The sequence below is a fragment of the Brucella sp. HL-2 genome, from assembly GCF_025846885.2.
GTDB classification, from domain to species: Bacteria; Pseudomonadota; Alphaproteobacteria; order Rhizobiales; family Rhizobiaceae; genus Brucella; species Brucella quorumnocens.
The window spans coordinates 1-17,924 of sequence record NZ_JAOYTK010000018.1 but is presented as its reverse complement, the minus strand read 5'-3'; the positions used below and the strand labels follow the sequence as shown (position 1 = coordinate 17,924).

The window sequence follows — 17,924 nt, the reverse complement described above, 5'->3', positions numbered from 1 at the left end:
TTCTGATACGCAAGGACTACGGTGCTGAAATAGCAAATCGCGTTGCACGCCGTCTGGTAGTCGCACCGCAACGGTACGGCGGTTAATCGCAATACATTGAAATGCCCGTCATCAAAACCGAGCGAACGGATTCATCGTCCTTGGCAATGGATTGGGCAATCAAACACCTCAATGAACCTTTGAACTTTGAAGAGTTGGCGTCGCGTGCAAATATGAGCAGACGCAGCTTCATTCGGCATTCCAAGCAAAAGACAGGAATGACCTTTGTTCTGTGGATACTTTATCGGCGCCTGGGCGTTGCGCCACAGCTTTTGGAGACAGGAAGCTGCTCCTTAGACGACATTGCCGAGAGAGCTGGGTTCGGATCCACCGTTTCGTTCAGATTGCAGTTTTCCAAAAATTTTTCGGTCTTTCCGGCAAGTTATCGCAAACAGTTTCGGTTTAAATCGCAACCTGACTTATAAGAGGTTCACACTTTTAACAGCCCGAGTGCTCCACGACATCAATCTGTTGAGAGTTATAATTAACTAGAAAACATAAGGTTAGCTCGGTAATTTGAAGAACCGCGTCACGTTTGGGGGCGTTGAATTTAGATAACCTTGAAGGCTTATCTGCCTCAAAATTGGGACAGACCCAGACTTGCAACTCGCTGAGATGTTTCAGTTGCTGATACTCGTGACCGGATATCAGCGCCGGACTTAGTAAGGGCGATTGAAATGATATTACTTTTAGGCGTTGGGAGGCCGTGAATCCATACAAGCGGAATAGCTGACGTTTGGTAAGATGTTGCTTACTCTGGGTCGGCAGGACAGCGCAATCACTTAAAAGGCCGTAGTCTTGTTTGTACTTGCTTATTAGGGCAGTGAACATTGTGCGGAAATGGCTCTATCGCTTTTTATGACGAATACTTCAAAAATTACATAATCTCACTTTCATGGTATTTAGCGGAAGAATTATGGGCTCGAACAACAGTCTTGCGGGAGACTAGGCTATAGACTACCGGGACGACAAACAGAGTTAGCAATGTTCCGAAGGAGATGCCACCAACGATGACCCAACCAATTGCCTGACGGCTTTGGGCACCCGCACCGGTGGCGATGGCAAGAGGTACGGCACCCAATACCATCGCTCCGGTTGTCATCAGAATTGGGCGCAGGCGCATAACAGCTGCCTCTGTTACGGCTTCAGCAATGTCGTGGTCCTTGTCGCGCATATGATTGGCAAACTCGACAATAAGAATACCGTGCTTTGTGATGAGGCCGACCAGTGTCACTAACCCAATCTGGCTGTAAACATTCATGCTGGCACCCGCAAACCACAAGGCGAGTAAGGCTCCGGCAATGGAAAGTGGCACTGTCAATAGAATGATAAATGGACTTACAAAACTTTCGAACTGTGCTGCCAGAACCAGATATATAAAGAGAATAGCGAGACCAAACACAAACAGAATGCTCGAACTTGAACTTCTGAAATCACGAGATTCGCCTTCAAAGTCGTACTGAGCGTAAGAAGGAAAGCTTTCTCCTGCGGCTGTTTCCAGATAAGTCAGGGCTTCGCCCAGAGAATATCCGGGAGTAAGTCCCGCACTCACAGTGGCTGAACGCAGCCTGTTGAAGCGATAGAGATTTGCGGGTTCGACGCTTTCCTTCACCGTTACAAGGTTTGATAACGGGATGAGCTGTCCTGAAGAACCCCGCATGTTTACCAGATTAATGGAGTCGGGCGTGCTTCGATCACTTGGGTCGAGCTGCACCAGAACATCGGATTGTTCTCCATCGCGATCGATACGTGTGACCTGACGGCTACCGAACATCGTTTCAAGCGTCTGACCAACTTCGGAAACCTGGAGACCAGCTTCGCGGATCTTTTCCCGGTTCATGTTGATTTCCATACGTGGCTTGTTCAGGTCGAGATTGGATTCAATATTGGTAAGGCCCGGATTATCGCGGATTTTGGCTACGAATTCTGTGACGAGTTGATTAAGGTCCTCAAAACTGGACGATGATTGCACGACAAATTGGACTGGATTATTGGCACCTGCACCGCCGCCGCGGGCGGTAGTCAGTGATGGCATGTTAAAAGCAAAAGCACGTACGCCTGGAATAGCATTTATTTGAGGTCCGATAGACTGAATTATCTCTTGTTGGCTGCGTTCACGTTCATCCCAATCCTTGAGAAGTCCAAACGCGCCCAAATTTGTGACTTGCGGAAAACCATAAACAGAGAAGTAAGTGCTGATTTCTGGAATATCTGACATAATGTTCTGAGTAGCCTTGCCATAACGCTCAGTGAATTGAAGTGTAGAGCCTTCCGGAGCTGTTCCGGCTATTCGAACGACGCCCCGGTCCTCAATAGGTGCTAGTTCGCTTGGCAGATTGACATACAGAAATCCTGCCAGAGCGGCCGTCGACGCTGCGCCCAAAACTACAATCCACCTGTGCCGCATGGCGAAAACAAGTGTGCGACGATAGCTTTCGTTGAGACGATTAAGAAAACCTTCGAGTGCGCGTGAAAGGCGGCCATCTTTTTCATTGTGACGCAATAGCTTGGCGCACATCATAGGGGTTAGTGTCAGTGCTACGAAGCCGGAAACAATTACCGCACCAGCAAGAGTCAGCGCAAACTCAATGAAGAGCTGCCCGGTTCTGCCTTCTGTGAAGGCGATTGGGATGTAAACGGCGGCAAGTGTCAAAGTCATCGCGATAACGGCGAATGCGATCTCGCCGGTTCCGGCGATGGCGGCATGAAGCGGTGTCTCTCCTTTTTCAATGCGTCGATGCACGTTTTCCAGAACCACAATAGCATCATCGACAACAAGACCAATAGCGAGAACCAGAGCAAGTAGAGTCAGTGTATTGATGCTGAAACCGAAGGCAAACATAATCGCGAGTGTTGTAATCAGCGATACGGGTATCGTTACAATCGGGATAAGACTGGCACGAATGGAACGGAGGAAAAAGAAGATTACCAAAATGACGAGCACGATTGCTTCGCCGATCGTGTGAAACACGGCTTCAATAGAGCGATCAATGAAGATTGAGCTGTCGTAGGTGATTTCTGCTTCCATACCTTGCGGCAAACTCTCCTGAATGGCGGGCAGGACAGCGCGTACATTGTTTGCCACATCCAGCGGATTGGCGGTTGCCTGTTTTACAATTCCGATGGAAACGGCGGTTTGTCCTTGCTTTGTGGTCGCTTGCCTTTCGTCCGCTGCGCCTAATTCTGCCCGTCCAATATCGCGTAATCGAATGGGATAGCCATTCACCACATTGATAATGATGTCGGCGAACTCTTCGGGTGTGGTAAGCGCGGTATTGGCAAGCAACGTGAATTCCCGGTCCTGACTTTCAATTCGGCCTGCAGGAACTTCTACGTTCTGGCTTGAAAGGGCGGTTTCGACGTCTTGAACAGTGAGACCGTAGCCAGCAAGTTTGCGGGCATCGATCCAGACGCGCATTGCATATTCTCGAGCCCCCAGAATGCGGGCCTCCGATACGCCAGGTAGGTTCTGAATGCGATCTACGACCGTACGGTTGAGCGTATCGGTAATTTCAAGGCTTGATTGAGTATCACTCGTGAACGCTACATACATTATAGGTTGTGCATCCGCTTCCACCTTGGCGACAATCGGTTCATCAATCTCGTCGGGCAAGTTTCGTCTAGCACGCGACACACGATCACGAACTTCCGCCGCGGCTACTTCGGGATCGGTCCCAAGTGTGAAGCGCACGGTAATTGCACTAGTTTCTGCACGACTTGTTGAAGTCACCACATCAATACCGGCAATACCAGAGAGTTGAGTTTCCAAAACCTGTGTGACCTGACTTTCAACAATTTCCGCATTTGCACCCGGATAGGTTGTTGAAACCGAAACAGTCGGTTCTTCAACATCTGGATATTCACGTGTGGTCAGCCGCTCGTAGGACACGACTCCAAGTAACACCAGAACGAGGCTAAGAACTGTCGCAAGCACAGGGCGGCGAATGCATACTTCCCATAACGACATTAAATTGAGCCCTCCAGTTTCTGTTCCTGCACCTTGCTGCCAGCCTGCAGTTTCTGCTGACCAGCGGTGACAACGCGAGCTTCCTTGTCCAGACCTTCGAGGATTTCGACCTTACCATCCAGTCTCTGGCCGAGTGTCACTGGAACAATTTCAACCGTCTCTTCCGTGTTGATACGATAAACATTCTGGCTCTCGCCGCTCGGCACGATCGCGCTCTCCGGTACCAGAATGGCATCGCCTTTGGTGCCCGCCGTTACTTCTATGCGCGCGAAAAGTCCGGGGCGAAGCTGTAGATCAGGGTTGTCAACCATTGCTCTGATGCGGATCGAGCGCCCAGCCTCTTCGATTGATGGTTCTATGGCGTAGATTGCCCCCTTAAATGGCTGGCCAGGTAGAGCGTCAGTGTTAATGGAGACTTCCTGCCCAACAGAAAGATTGGTGAGTGCGACTTCAGGCAACGTAAATTCTGCAACGAGGGGATCAATCTGGTCGAGTTTTGCCAGGTCACTGGAGCCTGCCGTCACGTAAGCGCCTACGCTTACAGAGCGTAGGCCAATAACGCCGCTGAATGGTGCCCGAATAGCAGCTTGCTCAAGTTGCGCTTGCGCTAAGGCGAGAGCAGCCTCGGTACTGTGTAAGTTAGCTTGCGCTTCGTCCAGTGTTTGTGTCGCGCTGATGCCGCGTTTTGAAAGAGATTCTGTTCGTTCGAATGTTGAACCGGCAAGTTCGTATGCAGCGCTGGCAGACTGCACTGATGCATTCAAAATTGTAGTGTCGAGCTGAAAGAGAATTGCTCCGGCTTCAACCGGACGGCCTTCCTCGAACAATATCTTTTCAACGCGGCCGCCGATCTCCGAGGCCAGTGTGACGGATTCCTTGGCGCGTAAAGTACCAACTGCTGAAATAAGCTTTTTCAGATCCCGTGTTTCCACCGTTGCCGCCTCAACAATGATCGCACTTGCAGGAGCGGACATACTTGTTTCTGGAGATGTTTCCACCACTGTCTGACGTAGCAATCCTTGCCATCCAAAAAAAACCGCGCCTGCAGCAATCCCAAGCGCAAATATTCCTCTTTTTCCAAGTTTCATACGCAAGCCTCTTTCTTAAGCCGAGCCGCGGCTGCTCTGCTGGGGGTCTATTCTCCTAGAATATTTGACTTTACAGTAAAGTAAAATTAAAACTCCGTAATGTCGCCTAAAGCTCGAATGAAGGGAGGAGGAAATGGATCGGAAAATGAATGTGAGCACTGCGTCCGTTCTAAGCGCCACTCGAAAAATGCTAACCAAGCATGGTTCTGCTGTCAGCCTCGAACTGGTTGCAGCTGAAGCAGGCCTGACCCGTCAAACCCTTTATAATCGTTTCGGCAGCAAGCAGGTTCTGCTCAAAGCGGCTTTTGACGACATACGCGAAAAAATCCGCAACCGGCTCGATAATGCGCCATGGAAAAGCGAACCGGAAGTTCTGTTGCCTGTAGTTGCGGGCATCGTTGTGGACAATTTCCTCGACTTGGAAATGGCCAAGCTATTGCGTGCTATGATCCAGGCAGTGGAGGAGATGCCTGAAATTGGGGGGGACCTGAAGTCAGAGAAAAGCGGTCAGGTACTGGGTCGGCTTGCGGCATATATTGAGCTACGCACTGAAGCCGGAGAATTTCAGGTGGCCAATCCAGAAATACAGGCAATGCTATTTCTTGGCAGCATCAGCGGATTTCTTTTCCCCCGACTTCTACTCGGAACGGCGACTCCAGATAAAAAACTCAATGGTGAATTGCTGGACGCTGCAGTTAAGAGCTTTATTCGCCTATGGCGAACATCAAATTGACTATTCGAAATAAAGTCAGAGGTCAAACATGTCCGAGATTTATCTAAAATTGGGTTTTATTGTTTGCTGCTTTAGTGCCGTTTTGGGTGCGCAAGCGTTTTCAAATCATACATATGCAGCAGAAAATACAAGAGATATCGCGAAGGAAGAAAGCAACCGCTCCATCGTACTCGAATTTTATGATGGTGTGTTCAATAAGCATGAAGTTGAAAGATATTCTCACGTAATCGTGGATCAGTACATTCAACACAATCCTAGTGTGCCTGACGGGAAAGCTGCCTTTGTAAATTTCTTTACGCAACGGTTCAAGGATAATCCAGAGGCGACATCACGCATCGTCAGGAGTGCAACAGACGGGGATCTTGTGTTTATTCATGTGAATTCGAAGGAAAATACCAACGATCCTGGTCGGGCAATTGTCGACGTTTTTCGCATAGATAACGGTAAAATTGTTGAGCATTGGGATGTGATCCAGAAGGTTTCCGATACCGCGAAGAACAACAATACAATGTTCTGAATTCCTGAAAGCGACAGCCAATTTATTCATGTTGCGTAAGGATGATCTGTTGTTAGTTGCCACGGCCTCGACAGGGTATCTACATCCGCAAAGACGCCCGGTAATCCCCCCGTAATTAACGGGGCTTGGCAGTAGAATTTACGCAGCCATTTTCAGTTTCTGTGCGGGCGTTATGCCGCCGATACCCATATTGGGCCGTTCGTTGTTATACGTCCAGAGCCATTGTGTAGCGAATTCCTGAGCCTCTTCGATGCTTTCAATGATGTGTTGGTCTAGCCATTCGTGCCCAACAGTTCGGTTATAGCGTTCGACATATGCATTTTGTTGCGGCTTTCCAGGTTGGATGTGACTGATAGTAACCCCTTGTTTTTCAGCCCATTCCATGAGCTTGCCACTGACATACTCAGGCCCATTATCCACACGAATTGTGCGGGGTTTGCTGCGCCATTCGATGATCTGGTTGAGGCAACGAATGACACGCTCAGCTGGTAGTGAGAAGTCAACTTCAATGCCGAGCCCCTCGCGACTAAAGTCGTCCAGGACATTCAACAGCCGGAATTGCCTGCCGTCTTCCAATCGATCCACCATGAAATCCATGGACCAAATCAAATTTGGCGTTTCGGGTACGGCCAGCGCATCGGGTTTGTCGCGCTTCAACCGCTTGCGTGGCTTAATCCTGAGGTTCAGTTCCAGCTCACGGTAGATGCGGTATATGCGCTTGTGGTTCCAGCGATGCTCCCGAACAATGCTGAGAAAATTCTACTTTTAAACCCTGTTAATTGCCGGGGGGTTACCTAAGGACCCTAATAATTGATGGGAATGCCGTCGGCACTTTAGTTAAACTGTAGGAAAGGGAGCCTTACTTTGCGACTGAAGCTGTAATCTCAATCTCCACTTTTGCTCCGCGCGCTGGGATTTGGCAGATCAGAAATGTGCTGGTCGGACGAATGTCTTTGAACACTTCACCAAGCACTGGCGTTACAGCATCGGCGGCTTCAAGATCGGTGACGTAAACCCGGCTGGCGACGGCGTGAGCAAGGCTTGCCCCAGCCTTCTTTAAAACGTCGTCAATATCAGCGAGCGCATTGCGTGCCTGTTGCGCTGCATCCGAAGGGAAGGTGCCCGTTGATTTATCGCGGCCAGTAGTGCCGGAGACATAGATCGTGCTTCCATGGATAACGGCTTTGGCATATCCGGCGATTGCTTCCGAAGGTTGACCGGAAAAAATTCTCTGGGCCATTCTTGCGTCTCCAAGTCTTTTATAATTCATTGTGTTGTGTAGGGGGTGGCGGTTCTGGTTGCACCCAGATGGTTAGAAACGAGCAGGCGACAGACCCGCTATATCTACTGAAGACGGGCGTCCTTGAGCCAGCTCCGCCATGACTTTTCCAGCCATTGGCCCCAACCCGAAACCGTGTCCGCTGAAGCCCGTCGCCACCAGAAGTCCATCGACGCTCCCCACATGGCCCATAACCGGGATCACGTCAGGAAGTGTGTCGATGATGCCGGCCCAGACCGCTTCGATTTCGAGATCAGCGATCGCCGGTATGAAGCCCCGTATTTCGTCATGCGCCTGCTGCACACGATAATACGCAGGTTCAACCGCCTCGCTCGTCGGTGCAATATCAGCAATCGCCAGCACAGGCCGCGAGGGCGCAAGTTTTTGCAGTGGGCCGAGATAATTGATGCGTGCTGCGTCGGGATTGTTTTTACGTGTTTCTTTGTAGTGACGCATGGTGCGCCAGGAATCGAGGCGCACGTCATATTCGCCGCCCGCCACCGAAAAGACGAATGCTCCACGCGCATCCTGACGAATGCCGGTCAGTGGCAGTGAAATGCATGGATTGACGGTGAGGCTTGCTGCCGGGACCGTGCGTGCCACGGTCGCTCGTATTCTTTCCTGCGGGAGATTGTATCCAACAGCGCGTAATAGCTTGGCGCTTTCGGTGCCCGCAGCACACAGCACCTGATCCGCGCGATAAAGCTTGCCATCAATCCAGACGCCTTGGACATGTCCAGCCTGAAGGTCTAGCCGCGTCACGCGTCCACCAAGGATCACGGAAACACCGGCTTCTACTGCTGCTTCAAACATGGCTCGGCTTGCCCGGCTCGGTTCGGCACGCCCGTCTGATGCCGTAAACATCGCCCCGCGCACGTCAGCCTTGTCTGAGATAAGCGGGAGTTTTTCGCGAATTTGCGCTTGTGTGAGCAGAACCGTGTCCAACCCAAACTGTGTGGCTTTGGATTGCCAATCGGCCTGGTTGGCAAGGTCACTGTCACTGGTGGCAAGGACCGCGTTGCCGCCACGAAGCCAGCCCACTTTGCGGCCCAGATCCTGCTCCAGCCCTTCCCACAGGTTGAGAGAAGCCATGGCCAGCGGAAGCTCGCGAAAGTCACGGCCCTGCTGACGCACAAAGCCAAGATTTCGGCCGGATTGTCTGGATCCCGGTGTATCACGCTCGACAATCAGCACACGCAAGCCTGATCGTGCGGCATAAAGAGCCGTTGAACATCCGACTATACCGCCGCCAACGATGATCAGGTCCCATTTGTCCGAAGAATGCGCCTTGTGCGGAACAGTCATCTAGTGAACCTTAGAAAGGAAAGAGCGGGTTCGCTCAAATGCGGGATTATCCAATATTTCCGCCGGAGCGCCACATTCAACAATCTGGCCCGCCTGCATGAATGCAATCCGATTGCAGACATCGCGTGCAAACGACATTTCGTGCGTCACCACCATCATTGTCAGGCCATCTGCTGCCAGCGACCGCATGACGTCCAGCACTTCCCCCACCAGTTCGGGATCAAGTGCACTGGTCGGTTCATCGAAAAGCAGGACCTTGGGCTTCATTGCCAAGGCGCGTGCAATGGCAACGCGTTGCTGCTGCCCACCAGACAACATGCGGGGATAATGGTTTAATTTATCGGCCAGCCCCACGCGGGCTAACAGATCGCTTGCCTGTTTCACGGCTTTGCGTTTTGCGATTCCCAACACATGGACGGGCGCTTCGATGACGTTTTCGAGTGCCGTTTTATGTCCAAAGAGGTTGAAGTTCTGAAATACCATGCCGATCCGGGCGCGTTGGCGTGCAATCAGCTTTTCTGGTAGCTCGTGCGCAAAATTGCCTTCGCGCCGGTAGCCGATCAACTCTCCGTCCACCGTGATGCTGCCTTGCTCAATGCGCTCCAGATGGTTCACGCAGCGTAGCAGCGTTGATTTTCCCGATCCCGACGGGCCAATCAGACTGATCACCTCACCGGCGGCCACTTCAAGGTTGATGTTACTGAGGACAGTCATGCTGCCGTAATTTTTCGACACCCGGTCAAAGACAATCATCGGATCGGACATTTTATCGAGCTTTCTGACCAAACAGGCGACGGGTTGGGGTGTTATTGGTCTGCTGATTGGAGCGACCAAAATGCCGCTCGATGCGAACCTGCGCAGCACTCAGAATGGTTGTTGCCGCCAGATACCAGATGCACGCCACGATCAATAAAGGGATGGTCTGAAAGTTGCGGGAATAGATGGTTTGCGCTGAATAGAGCAGGTCAGCCAGCGATATCACACTCACCAGAGACGATGTTTTCAGCATACCGATCGTCTGATTGCCGGTCGGCGGAATGATGACCGGCATCGCCTGCGGCAGTATAATGCGCCACAAAGCCTTGCCGTTGGTCATGCCAAGTGATTTTGCCGCTTGTTTTTGACCGGGCTCCACCGACATCAGGCCGCTCCGAATGATTTCGGACATGTATGCGCCTTCGTTCAAGCCCAGACCAAGGACGGCAGCCGTTACCGGCGATATCAATGAATTGGTGGGAACCGAAATCCACCATGATGTGAAAGGCAGCCCGATCGACATTTCGGGAAAGAGGGCACCGAGGTTGTACCAGAAGATCAACTGAACCAGGACGGGGGTTCCACGAAAGAACCAGATATAGGCATTGGCTACTTTCGAGATGGCGATGTTATTGGACATCGCCATGATGGCGAAAATGGTTCCCAGTACAACCCCGATAACCATAGTGACTACAGTCAGCCATAGCGTGAGAGAGAGCCCCGACAAGATGCGGCTATCGAACAGATATTCTCCAACTACATTCCATCCAAAGTTAGGATTAGCCGCAATCATCTGGGCGCTATAAAGTATGAAGATGATAAGCAGCGTTGCAGCTATCCGCGTCTTCCAGGCGCTGGCCGGAACATATATCAGCATGGGCCGGTCAGGTGAAGGCGAGGGGGCGAGAGTTGAATCATCCGACATAGTAGCTGTCTCTCAATCATATTCGCATTGATGCGGCCGATGAGCCCGATCTTGAGTTATATCACCGGCCGAGATTGCTATTTTGAAGTTGGGATCGTTGCCAGATTTATACCTGGCTCGTGTTCCATCGCCATTGGCGAGACAGTCCATTTTGCGTAGATTTTGTCGTAATCGCCGCTGGCCTTGACTTCTTTCAGGGCTACGAGCAGGGCTTCGCCGAGATCCGCTTCATTCTTGCGAAATGCGATGCCACTGGGCATTCTTGGCAAAATCTGCATGGGAATGACTTTGACGGGATGCGGTGCAGACTTCTGAATTTCTCCGGCAAGGGCCGCAGAGGTCAAAACGAAGTCGCTGCGACCGGAATAAACCGACAGCAATGTCGCTTCGGATGTGCCGAATTCAGAAACGCTAGGTTTTTCCTTGCCGGCTGCAACGCAGGCTTCGCCGATTTCCTTGGTAATCATATCGACCCATTCGGTGCCGCTTTGCGCAGAACCTTTCAGCCCGCAAAGGCCGAGATGGTCGTTGATATCAGCGCCTTTTTGCTCAAGGACATAAGCTGATGATGTCGTGTAGCCGTAATCAACGAAACTAACAACTTTCTGGCGTTCGGCATTGTCGGTGATGCCTTCCATCGCAATATCCCAACGTCCGGATTGGACACCGGGGATGAGGGAATCGAAGGAAACCGATGTAACATCGACTTTGACGTTGAGACGGGCGGCGATCGCGTTCCAGAGATCGACTTCAAAGCCGACCATTTCGCCAGCGTCGTTCATAGACTGGAAGGGCGGATACTTCGCGTCGGTAACCAGCATGATAACACCGGCATCGCGATATTTCTGCGGCAGGCTGTCGGCTGCGATTTGCGCACTGACAGTGCCTGTGATCATGAGAAGGCTAATCGCCGCCCCGATGGTAAGCGCCATTGTGTTTTTGGAGCGCTTGGTTTTTACAACACTCATTTTTTAATTCCCCTTTGGCCGAGATTGTTTGCGATCCACCCGGCCTCAAATGGCTCGCTTGTTTTTTTAGGCTTGGTTATGCCGTTCCTTTTCAACCGATCACGAACGGATTTGCTATCTCCTCTGCGGTGGACAACCACACGGCTTTGGTCTGCAGAAACTCTTTAATTCCTTCTATTCCGTTTTCCCGGCCTATTCCGCTCTTTTTATAGCCGCCAAACGGGGTGGTGTAGGACACATCGCGATATGTATTTACCCAGACACTGCCCGCTTCCAGGCTTTCGGACATAAGGATGGCGCGGCGCATATCCGAGGTCCAGACACCTGCGGCCAAACCAAATTCGCTGTCATTGGCGATGGCTACGGCTTCTTCCGCATCATCGAATGGGATGGCGGCCAGAACAGGTCCAAAGACCTCTTCGCGGGCAATCCGCATATCATTGTTTACGCCTGCAAAAATTGTTGGCTCAACGAAATAGCCTGCCGCACATTCATCCAGATCAGGACGTTTACCGCCAAGGATGAGTTCTGCACCTTCCTGTCGGGCGATATCAATATAACCCAGCACTTTCTCATATTGCATGGCGTTGGCGATGGGGCCGATGCGGGTGTCGACGTGTTTGGGGTCGCCAATGCGTGCCGTTTTGGTGAAGGCTGTCAGTTTTTCCAGAAATTCATCGTAAATTTTGCGCTGCAATAATAAGCGCGAACCGGCGATACAGGTCTGACCGACGGCGCCAAAAATGCCGCCAACGACGCCGCGTACGGCGTTATCAAGATTGGCGTCTTCGAAAATGATATTGGGCGATTTTCCGCCCAGTTCGAGGCTGACCCGCTTGATGTCTTTGGCGGCCAGCGCATAAAGATGCGCGCCGGTGCGGGTTGATCCGGTAAAGCCAACGTGGCGGGTGAGGGGGTGCGTCACCAACGGTTCGCCGACTTCAGGTCCATAACCCGTCACGACATTAATCACACCTGCGGGGAAGCCAGCCTTTTCGACCAGTTCCATCAATTTGATGGCGGTAGCCGACGTATATTCGGCCGGTTTCATCACCAGCGTACAACCGGCTGCCAAGGCGGGAGCAGCTTTCAATGAAAACAGAAACAGCGGTGCGTTCCACGGCACGATGCCGACGCAGACGCCGACTGGCTCGTGCCGCGAGAAGCTGAGGGCCTTCTTATCGCAGGGGTGAACGGCACCTTCAATCTTGTCTGCAAGACCGGCATAATAGTGGTACCAGCGCGGAATATAGCGAATTTGATGACGCATTTCGGCGAGAAGGCGACCGTTGTCGCGCACTTCGATTTCTGCCAGCTCATCGGCATTCTGTTCAATGAGGTCGGCGAAGCGCTGTATAATGCGGCCACGCTCGCTGGGATGCAACTTTCTCCACGGGCCTTTGGTGAAGGCATTATGTGCTGCTTGTATGGCTCTGTCAGCGTCTTCGGCATTGCCGCGCGGCACCAGAGCCCACGGCTTGGCCGTAAACGGATCAATAGTCTCAATATAGTGGCCCGATGACGGCCCTACCCATTCACCGTTGATATACATAGCAAGTTTTTGCAGGTCGTGGGTCGACATTGCCCCTCCTCTTGGCGAGCCCTTGTGCTGGAAGCATGGCTTCCTTTTGCGTTGCGCGGCCCGGAATTATTCATTTCGATGCACTAAAGATATCGGTATCTATGCAAAGTGATATCACTTTAAAAGTCAATAGCAAAAAGTGACGACGTCGAAATTGCGCCATAACAGCGATAAAACCGCTGAATAGCCGTGTTTATGTTGACGCAGGCGATTTTTGTCCGACAAATTTATAGCAGATATAAATTTACGCACTTGATTATGATATCATAATGATTGAAATTCACTATCACATTGGCCTTTTTATGAGTGCGTATCGTGAACACTGACCAGCATCTATACAAAAAAATCAAAAGCGAAATCGATCGCCGCGTTGAAACGGAAGAATGGCCTGCGAATTTTCAGGTTCCTTCGGAAGGTGATCTGGCGGCAGAGTTTGATGTTTCACAACTGACCGTGCGCCGAGCGCTACGCGAGCTGCAAACGGCGGGCGTGTTGATCCGTGTGCAGGGGCGAGGCACGTTTGTGCTGGGGCCGCGCACTCAGTGCGCCGTGTTCGACCTTCCAAATATCAGCGAGGAGATTGCAAGCTCTGGCGGCGCACACACCTGTCAGGTTCTGATTCACATGACTCTTACGCAGGACAATCCTGCACGCAACATTCTGCAATTGTCCGCAGATGCGGTGGTTTATTACAGCCGGTTTCTCCATCTGGAAGACGGCACGCCCATTCAGCTTGAAGAGCGTTATGTCAACGCCGCAGAAGCACCCGGATATCTGGATCAGACGTTTTCAGCGCAGGGCCCCGAGGCATGGTTTCGGCGCGAAACGGTGGTCACAACCGTTGATAATGCCATTCGCGCCATTCGCGCTGAAGACGACATACGCCAGCTTTTGCAGATCGATGCCAATCAGCCCTGTCTGCTTCTGGACCGTTCGACCTGGCGCGACGGGATTCCGGTCACGCGCAGCCGTTTTATCTATCCCGGAGACCGTTATCGGCTGCGTTCCGCGCACGACGCGCGCACCACCCGTATCGCATTAACAACCAATTTGGGCATTGTCCGCTGAATCCTAGAATGGAGTTTGAGATGAGAGATTTTATCAAAAAGCTTGAAAAGCGCGGCGATCTGCTGGTGGTTGATCGTGAGATTGACCCTGCGCATGAACTTGCAGCCGTCACGCAGCTTGCGCAGAAAAAATGGGCGAAGCCCGTGATGTTTACCAACGTAAAAGGCACACGGTTTCCCGTTGTCAGCAATGTCTACAGCACGCGCGACAGAATTGCCGAAGTGATCGGCATTGATGCAATGGATTTTTGCACCCAGTGGAGCCGACTTGCATCGCTTGGCACGTCAGAGATGAAAGAGCCGCTCAAACTTGCCGAGGACTGCGAGCTTCCCGAATATGAAGAAGTGAAGCTGTCCGATCTGCCGCTGATCACCTATTCTGACCGGGACGGGGCGCCCTATTTCACTTCTGCGATGTTTATCGCCAAAGATCCCGAAACCGGCGTTGGTAATTTGTCCTATCATCGCTCGATGTTTATCAGCGATAACGAGTTGCGCTGTCGCTTGGCACCTCGCCATCATCTGACGATCTATCATGAGAAGGCGGAAAAACTGGGCAAACCGCTCGAAGCCGCCATGTTGATTGGTACACCTTCGCATGCATTTCTAACCGCGGCAGCACCCCTGCCATATGATGTCGACGAATTGGAAGTGGCGGCGCGGCTGCGTGGACGACCGATTGCCATGCGCAAATGCACTCATATTGATCTTGAAGTTCCTGCAGAAACCGAAGTGGTTATCGAAGGGCGCTTTCTACCCAATGAACGTCGCGCCGAAGGGCCTTTTGGCGAGTTCATGGGCTATTACGTTCCTGTCGGACCGAATGCGGTTTTCGAAGTGCTGGGCGTCACCGTGCGCAAAGACGCGCTGTTCCATTCGATATTGTGTGGTTCACCTGAAGAAGTGCTCACACTCGAATTATCGGTTTCCGCGAATATCTATCAGCGTCTGAGTGCGGCGCTTCCCGGTATCGTCAATGTAACCTGCCAGCCATTCGTCAATCACGCCATCATCCAGATCGAGCCGCACTTCGAGGGACATGCGCGTCAGGTCATGCTGGCAGCTATCGGGGCGGAGCCCATATGGTCAAAGCAGATCACGGTGGTGGATGCCGACGTGAATATCTACGACATGGATGATGTTCAATGGGCCATTCTAACGCGTTGCCGCCCAGACAAGGACATGCTGATCATCCCGGATACACCTTCATTTTATCGGGATGAACAGAAGGACCATTGGGGCAGGCTGCTCGTGGATGCGACCAAGCCATGGGGGCGTGAACAGGAGTTTGAACGAAAACGATTGCGACTTGGCGACAGCGTCAAGGCCAGTGACTGGTTTGAGGGAGCTTAACCGATGAGCGTTCAACGCCTGGTGATAGGAATTTCTGGCGCTTCAGGTGCAGCTTATGGGCTCAAAGCACTGGAACTGGCGCGATCAGTAGGCGTTGAAACGCATCTTGTCGTTTCGCGCGCAGCGCTTCTCACGCTCCATCAGGAGCTTGGCCTACAAAAATCAGAGCTGTCGCATCGCGCCGATGTCGTTCATTCGGCCGCTGATGTCGGCGCCTCGATAGCATCGGGATCGTTCCGGACAATGGGTATGCTGGTTGCTCCGTGTTCGGTCAAAACCATGTCCGAGATTGCGTCGGGGGTGACGTCTACACTTATGAGCAGGGCAGCCGATGTGGTTTTGAAAGAACGGCGTCGACTGGTTCTAATGGTGCGGGAAACGCCGCTGCACCTCGGGCATTTGAAAACGATGACAACGCTCACTGAAATGGGGGCGATCATCATGCCGCCCGTTCCAGCCTTTTATTCGCATCCCAAAAGCATTGATGAGATAGTCTGCCATTCCGTGGGCCGCGCTCTTGATCTGTTCTATATCGAAACCGGCACTGTCAAACGTTGGGACGGACTGAAGTCTGGATCTTAAAGGCAGAGGAACACGCCAGTGGACGATGCAGAACCTCATTCAGCACTTTGGAGCTTTATGCTTGAGCTCTATGCTAAGCCCGGAATCCCGGCTGCCTTGCTGGGCTTGCAGGACAATTACGCCATCGATGTGCCGTTTTATCTGGCGGTTCTGCACGCGGTGACGACAGATCATCATGTCACGGCAAAAGCGATCAGCGCTCTATACGCCGAGATACAAGAATGGCGGGAAGAGGTGGTAATCCCGCTGAGAGACGTGCGAAAGACGCTGAAGGTGCATGCGTGGGCGACACGTTTTGAAAATACGGGTGCCTTCCGCGAAACTATCATAAGTGCTGAGTTAAACGCCGAAAGAATTGAAGTTGTGGTTCTGGAAAAACTGATCCCGATCTATTTCGGGGTGGATTTCATTGATGACAAGCCAGACATTCTCGCCGTTTCGCTGACGCTCTTAAATGTCTGCGGCTCTCCGGCGCTAGACAATCTTCCCGCAGAAGCAGAATTTGTGGCCGGAACGATAGCTCGCAATCACCAGGGCTAAATTCCATGATTCATGCTATGTGTAATCTCGCAACTGGCCTTGACCCAACTAGGCTATGGATGTGATTATGCGCTATTAATAACATCATTTGTTGTAGAGATATGAACAGTTCAGACCAACCATTATATGCTCAAATAAAAAACGCTATCGACAAAAAGATCGAAACAGCAGAATGGCCGGCAAACTTTCAGGTGCCTTCGGAGGATGACCTTGCGGGAACCTTCAGCGCGTCTCGTCTGACAGTGCGCAGGGCGTTGCGGGAATTGCAGGCAGATGGCGTTCTCTTGCGCATTCAGGGGCGCGGAACATTCGTCATTGGTCCGCGGATGCAATGCGCAATTTTTAATTTGCCGGACGCGTCCGAGGAGGTGATCCTGTCGGGGGGCGCGCATAGCAGCCGTGTTTTGCAACATGAGGCTTTGAGTGCGGACAACCCGCGGCGGAACATGTTGCAGAGCTCACCGGAAAACGAGGTCTTCTATTCCAAGCTTTTGCACCTCGAAGATGGAACGCCGATCCAGATCGAAGAGCGATATGTGAATAGCGCTGAAGCCCCCGATTATCTCCAGCAGGACTTCACCCTCATTACCCCGAATTTCTGGTTGTTGCGCAATACGATTGTCACGACAGTGGACAATACCATCCGAGCAATACGCGCCGATGAAGATATTCGCGAAAATCTGCAGATAGACATCAGCCAACCTTGTTTGCTCGTGGACAGGCAGACGTGGCGGGACGGGATACCGGTCACACGCAGCCGATTCACATATCCCGGTGATCGTTACCGTTTGCGTTCTTCGCATGAGGCGCGCGCTACCCGGGTGACTTCTGTAAGCTCGAGCCGATAAATCTCACGGCTACTGACGGTTTCTAACTCAGCGGCACTGGTCATAGTTTGCGGGCTGCATTGGAGAAGTTGAGCGGATTGCCGGAAATACCTTGAAAAGTTAAGGCCCGATTTGCATTCAGCATGTTTTCTAGACTGGCTATCAATGTTGTCATCCAGTTGAATAGCTAAACGGTAGAGTTCAAAACCCGTGAAACGCCATATCTAGCGCGGATACGATCTCGTCGTGTGAAGCAGAAAGGTTGGTGACTGGGTTCTTTAGAGCGTCGGGCGCTAATCATGCAACACATTGAGCTGCTTTGAAGAAGTTTCGGCACTCTTGTGGCGAAAACAGATCGCAGACGGAGCCGAGGGCTCTCCACAGCTCGTCATAGGT

General features: G+C 51.9%; 16 protein-coding genes and 1 pseudogene. 8 read left to right on the top strand and 9 right to left on the bottom strand.

The window, feature by feature from the left end:
• Positions 1 to 101 precede the first annotated feature (101 nt).
• Positions 102 to 464 (top strand): helix-turn-helix domain-containing protein, encoded by a 363-nt coding sequence (locus OIV19_RS17015; RefSeq protein ID WP_369698104.1) that lies wholly within the window; start codon positions 102 to 104, stop codon positions 462 to 464.
• 452 nt (positions 465 to 916) lie between these two features.
• Here OIV19_RS17015 and OIV19_RS17010 read toward each other — a convergent pair whose 3' ends face one another.
• Positions 917 to 4,006, bottom strand: a complete 3,090-nt coding sequence (locus tag OIV19_RS17010) for an efflux RND transporter permease subunit (protein WP_264232372.1) — start codon at positions 4,004 to 4,006, stop codon at positions 917 to 919.
• The gene (locus tag OIV19_RS17005) at positions 4,006 to 4,980 is read right to left on the bottom strand and encodes an efflux RND transporter periplasmic adaptor subunit (RefSeq protein ID WP_264232371.1); all 975 of its coding nucleotides are present in this window, start codon (positions 4,978 to 4,980) and stop codon (positions 4,006 to 4,008) included. The genes OIV19_RS17010 and OIV19_RS17005 overlap by 1 nt, the downstream gene beginning before the upstream one ends.
• 247 nt (positions 4,981 to 5,227) lie before the next feature.
• Between OIV19_RS17005 and OIV19_RS17000 the strand changes: the two genes are divergently transcribed.
• Positions 5,228 to 5,827: a TetR/AcrR family transcriptional regulator gene (locus tag OIV19_RS17000; protein WP_264232370.1), complete on the top strand. Its 600-nt coding sequence runs from the start codon at positions 5,228 to 5,230 to the stop codon at positions 5,825 to 5,827.
• 28 nt (positions 5,828 to 5,855) lie between these two features.
• Positions 5,856 to 6,344: a nuclear transport factor 2 family protein gene (locus OIV19_RS16995; protein ID WP_264232369.1), complete on the top strand. Its 489-nt coding sequence runs from the start codon at positions 5,856 to 5,858 to the stop codon at positions 6,342 to 6,344.
• Between the two features lie 138 nt (positions 6,345 to 6,482).
• Here OIV19_RS16995 and OIV19_RS16990 read toward each other — a convergent pair.
• The 7 genes and pseudogenes from OIV19_RS16990 to OIV19_RS16960 form a co-directional block, all read right to left on the bottom strand.
• A pseudogene (locus tag OIV19_RS16990) lies at positions 6,483 to 7,088 on the bottom strand (IS3 family transposase); the annotation flags it as partial.
• A gap of 115 nt (positions 7,089 to 7,203) precedes the next feature.
• Positions 7,204 to 7,584 carry a RidA family protein gene (locus OIV19_RS16985; protein ID WP_264232368.1) on the bottom strand — a complete coding sequence of 127 codons (381 nt, stop codon included), beginning with the start codon at positions 7,582 to 7,584 and terminating at the stop codon, positions 7,204 to 7,206.
• Positions 7,585 to 7,656: 72 nt separating this feature from the next.
• Positions 7,657 to 8,928 carry an NAD(P)/FAD-dependent oxidoreductase gene (locus tag OIV19_RS16980; protein ID WP_264232367.1) on the bottom strand — a complete coding sequence of 424 codons (1,272 nt, stop codon included), beginning with the start codon at positions 8,926 to 8,928 and terminating at the stop codon, positions 7,657 to 7,659.
• The gene (locus tag OIV19_RS16975) at positions 8,929 to 9,693 is read right to left on the bottom strand and encodes an amino acid ABC transporter ATP-binding protein (RefSeq protein ID WP_319637607.1); all 765 of its coding nucleotides are present in this window, start codon (positions 9,691 to 9,693) and stop codon (positions 8,929 to 8,931) included.
• Position 9,694: 1 nt separating this feature from the next.
• Positions 9,695 to 10,609 (bottom strand): amino acid ABC transporter permease, encoded by a 915-nt coding sequence (locus OIV19_RS16970; protein WP_264232366.1) that lies wholly within the window; start codon positions 10,607 to 10,609, stop codon positions 9,695 to 9,697.
• A gap of 77 nt (positions 10,610 to 10,686) precedes the next feature.
• Positions 10,687 to 11,577 (bottom strand): ABC transporter substrate-binding protein, encoded by an 891-nt coding sequence (locus tag OIV19_RS16965; protein WP_264232365.1) that lies wholly within the window; start codon positions 11,575 to 11,577, stop codon positions 10,687 to 10,689.
• Positions 11,578 to 11,668: 91 nt separating this feature from the next.
• Complete coding sequence (locus tag OIV19_RS16960) at positions 11,669 to 13,159, bottom strand: aldehyde dehydrogenase (RefSeq protein WP_264232364.1); 1,491 nt, start codon at positions 13,157 to 13,159, stop codon at positions 11,669 to 11,671.
• A 315-nt stretch (positions 13,160 to 13,474) separates the two neighbouring features.
• Here OIV19_RS16960 and hutC (OIV19_RS16955) point away from each other — a divergent pair, with 315 nt between their 5' ends.
• From hutC (OIV19_RS16955) to hutC (OIV19_RS16935), 5 genes are all read left to right on the top strand, one after another.
• Entirely contained in the window at positions 13,475 to 14,227 is a 753-nt protein-coding gene (gene hutC, locus OIV19_RS16955) for a histidine utilization transcriptional repressor HutC (RefSeq protein ID WP_498831060.1), read from the top strand.
• Positions 14,228 to 14,247: 20 nt separating this feature from the next.
• Entirely contained in the window at positions 14,248 to 15,579 is a 1,332-nt protein-coding gene (locus OIV19_RS16950) for a UbiD family decarboxylase (protein ID WP_264232363.1), read from the top strand.
• 3 nt (positions 15,580 to 15,582) lie between these two features.
• Positions 15,583 to 16,161, top strand: a complete 579-nt coding sequence (locus OIV19_RS16945; protein WP_264232362.1) for a UbiX family flavin prenyltransferase — start codon at positions 15,583 to 15,585, stop codon at positions 16,159 to 16,161.
• Positions 16,162 to 16,179: 18 nt separating this feature from the next.
• Positions 16,180 to 16,701 (top strand): TIGR02444 family protein, encoded by a 522-nt coding sequence (locus tag OIV19_RS16940; protein WP_264232361.1) that lies wholly within the window; start codon positions 16,180 to 16,182, stop codon positions 16,699 to 16,701.
• 101 nt (positions 16,702 to 16,802) lie between these two features.
• On the top strand, positions 16,803 to 17,549 hold the full coding sequence (gene hutC, locus OIV19_RS16935) for a histidine utilization transcriptional repressor HutC (RefSeq protein ID WP_264232360.1): 747 nt from the start codon (positions 16,803 to 16,805) through the stop codon (positions 17,547 to 17,549).
• Positions 17,550 to 17,924: the final 375 nt, after the last annotated feature.

Coding starts and splice junctions, on each gene's coding strand:
- OIV19_RS17015 (WP_369698104.1), top strand. CDS start 102: ATGCCCGTCATCAAAACCGAGCGAACGGATTCATCGTCCTTGGCAATG.
- OIV19_RS17010 (WP_264232372.1), bottom strand. CDS start 4,006: ATGTCGTTATGGGAAGTATGCATTCGCCGCCCTGTGCTTGCGACAGTT.
- OIV19_RS17005 (WP_264232371.1), bottom strand. CDS start 4,980: ATGTCCGCTCCTGCAAGTGCGATCATTGTTGAGGCGGCAACGGTGGAA.
- OIV19_RS17000 (WP_264232370.1), top strand. CDS start 5,228: ATGGATCGGAAAATGAATGTGAGCACTGCGTCCGTTCTAAGCGCCACT.
- OIV19_RS16995 (WP_264232369.1), top strand. CDS start 5,856: ATGTCCGAGATTTATCTAAAATTGGGTTTTATTGTTTGCTGCTTTAGT.
- OIV19_RS16985 (WP_264232368.1), bottom strand. CDS start 7,584: ATGGCCCAGAGAATTTTTTCCGGTCAACCTTCGGAAGCAATCGCCGGA.
- OIV19_RS16980 (WP_264232367.1), bottom strand. CDS start 8,928: ATGACTGTTCCGCACAAGGCGCATTCTTCGGACAAATGGGACCTGATC.
- OIV19_RS16975 (WP_319637607.1), bottom strand. CDS start 9,693: ATGTCCGATCCGATGATTGTCTTTGACCGGGTGTCGAAAAATTACGGC.
- OIV19_RS16970 (WP_264232366.1), bottom strand. CDS start 10,609: ATGTCGGATGATTCAACTCTCGCCCCCTCGCCTTCACCTGACCGGCCC.
- OIV19_RS16965 (WP_264232365.1), bottom strand. CDS start 11,577: ATGAGTGTTGTAAAAACCAAGCGCTCCAAAAACACAATGGCGCTTACC.
- OIV19_RS16960 (WP_264232364.1), bottom strand. CDS start 13,159: ATGTCGACCCACGACCTGCAAAAACTTGCTATGTATATCAACGGTGAA.
- OIV19_RS16950 (WP_264232363.1), top strand. CDS start 14,248: ATGAGAGATTTTATCAAAAAGCTTGAAAAGCGCGGCGATCTGCTGGTG.
- OIV19_RS16945 (WP_264232362.1), top strand. CDS start 15,583: ATGAGCGTTCAACGCCTGGTGATAGGAATTTCTGGCGCTTCAGGTGCA.
- hutC (WP_264232360.1), top strand. CDS start 16,803: ATGAACAGTTCAGACCAACCATTATATGCTCAAATAAAAAACGCTATC.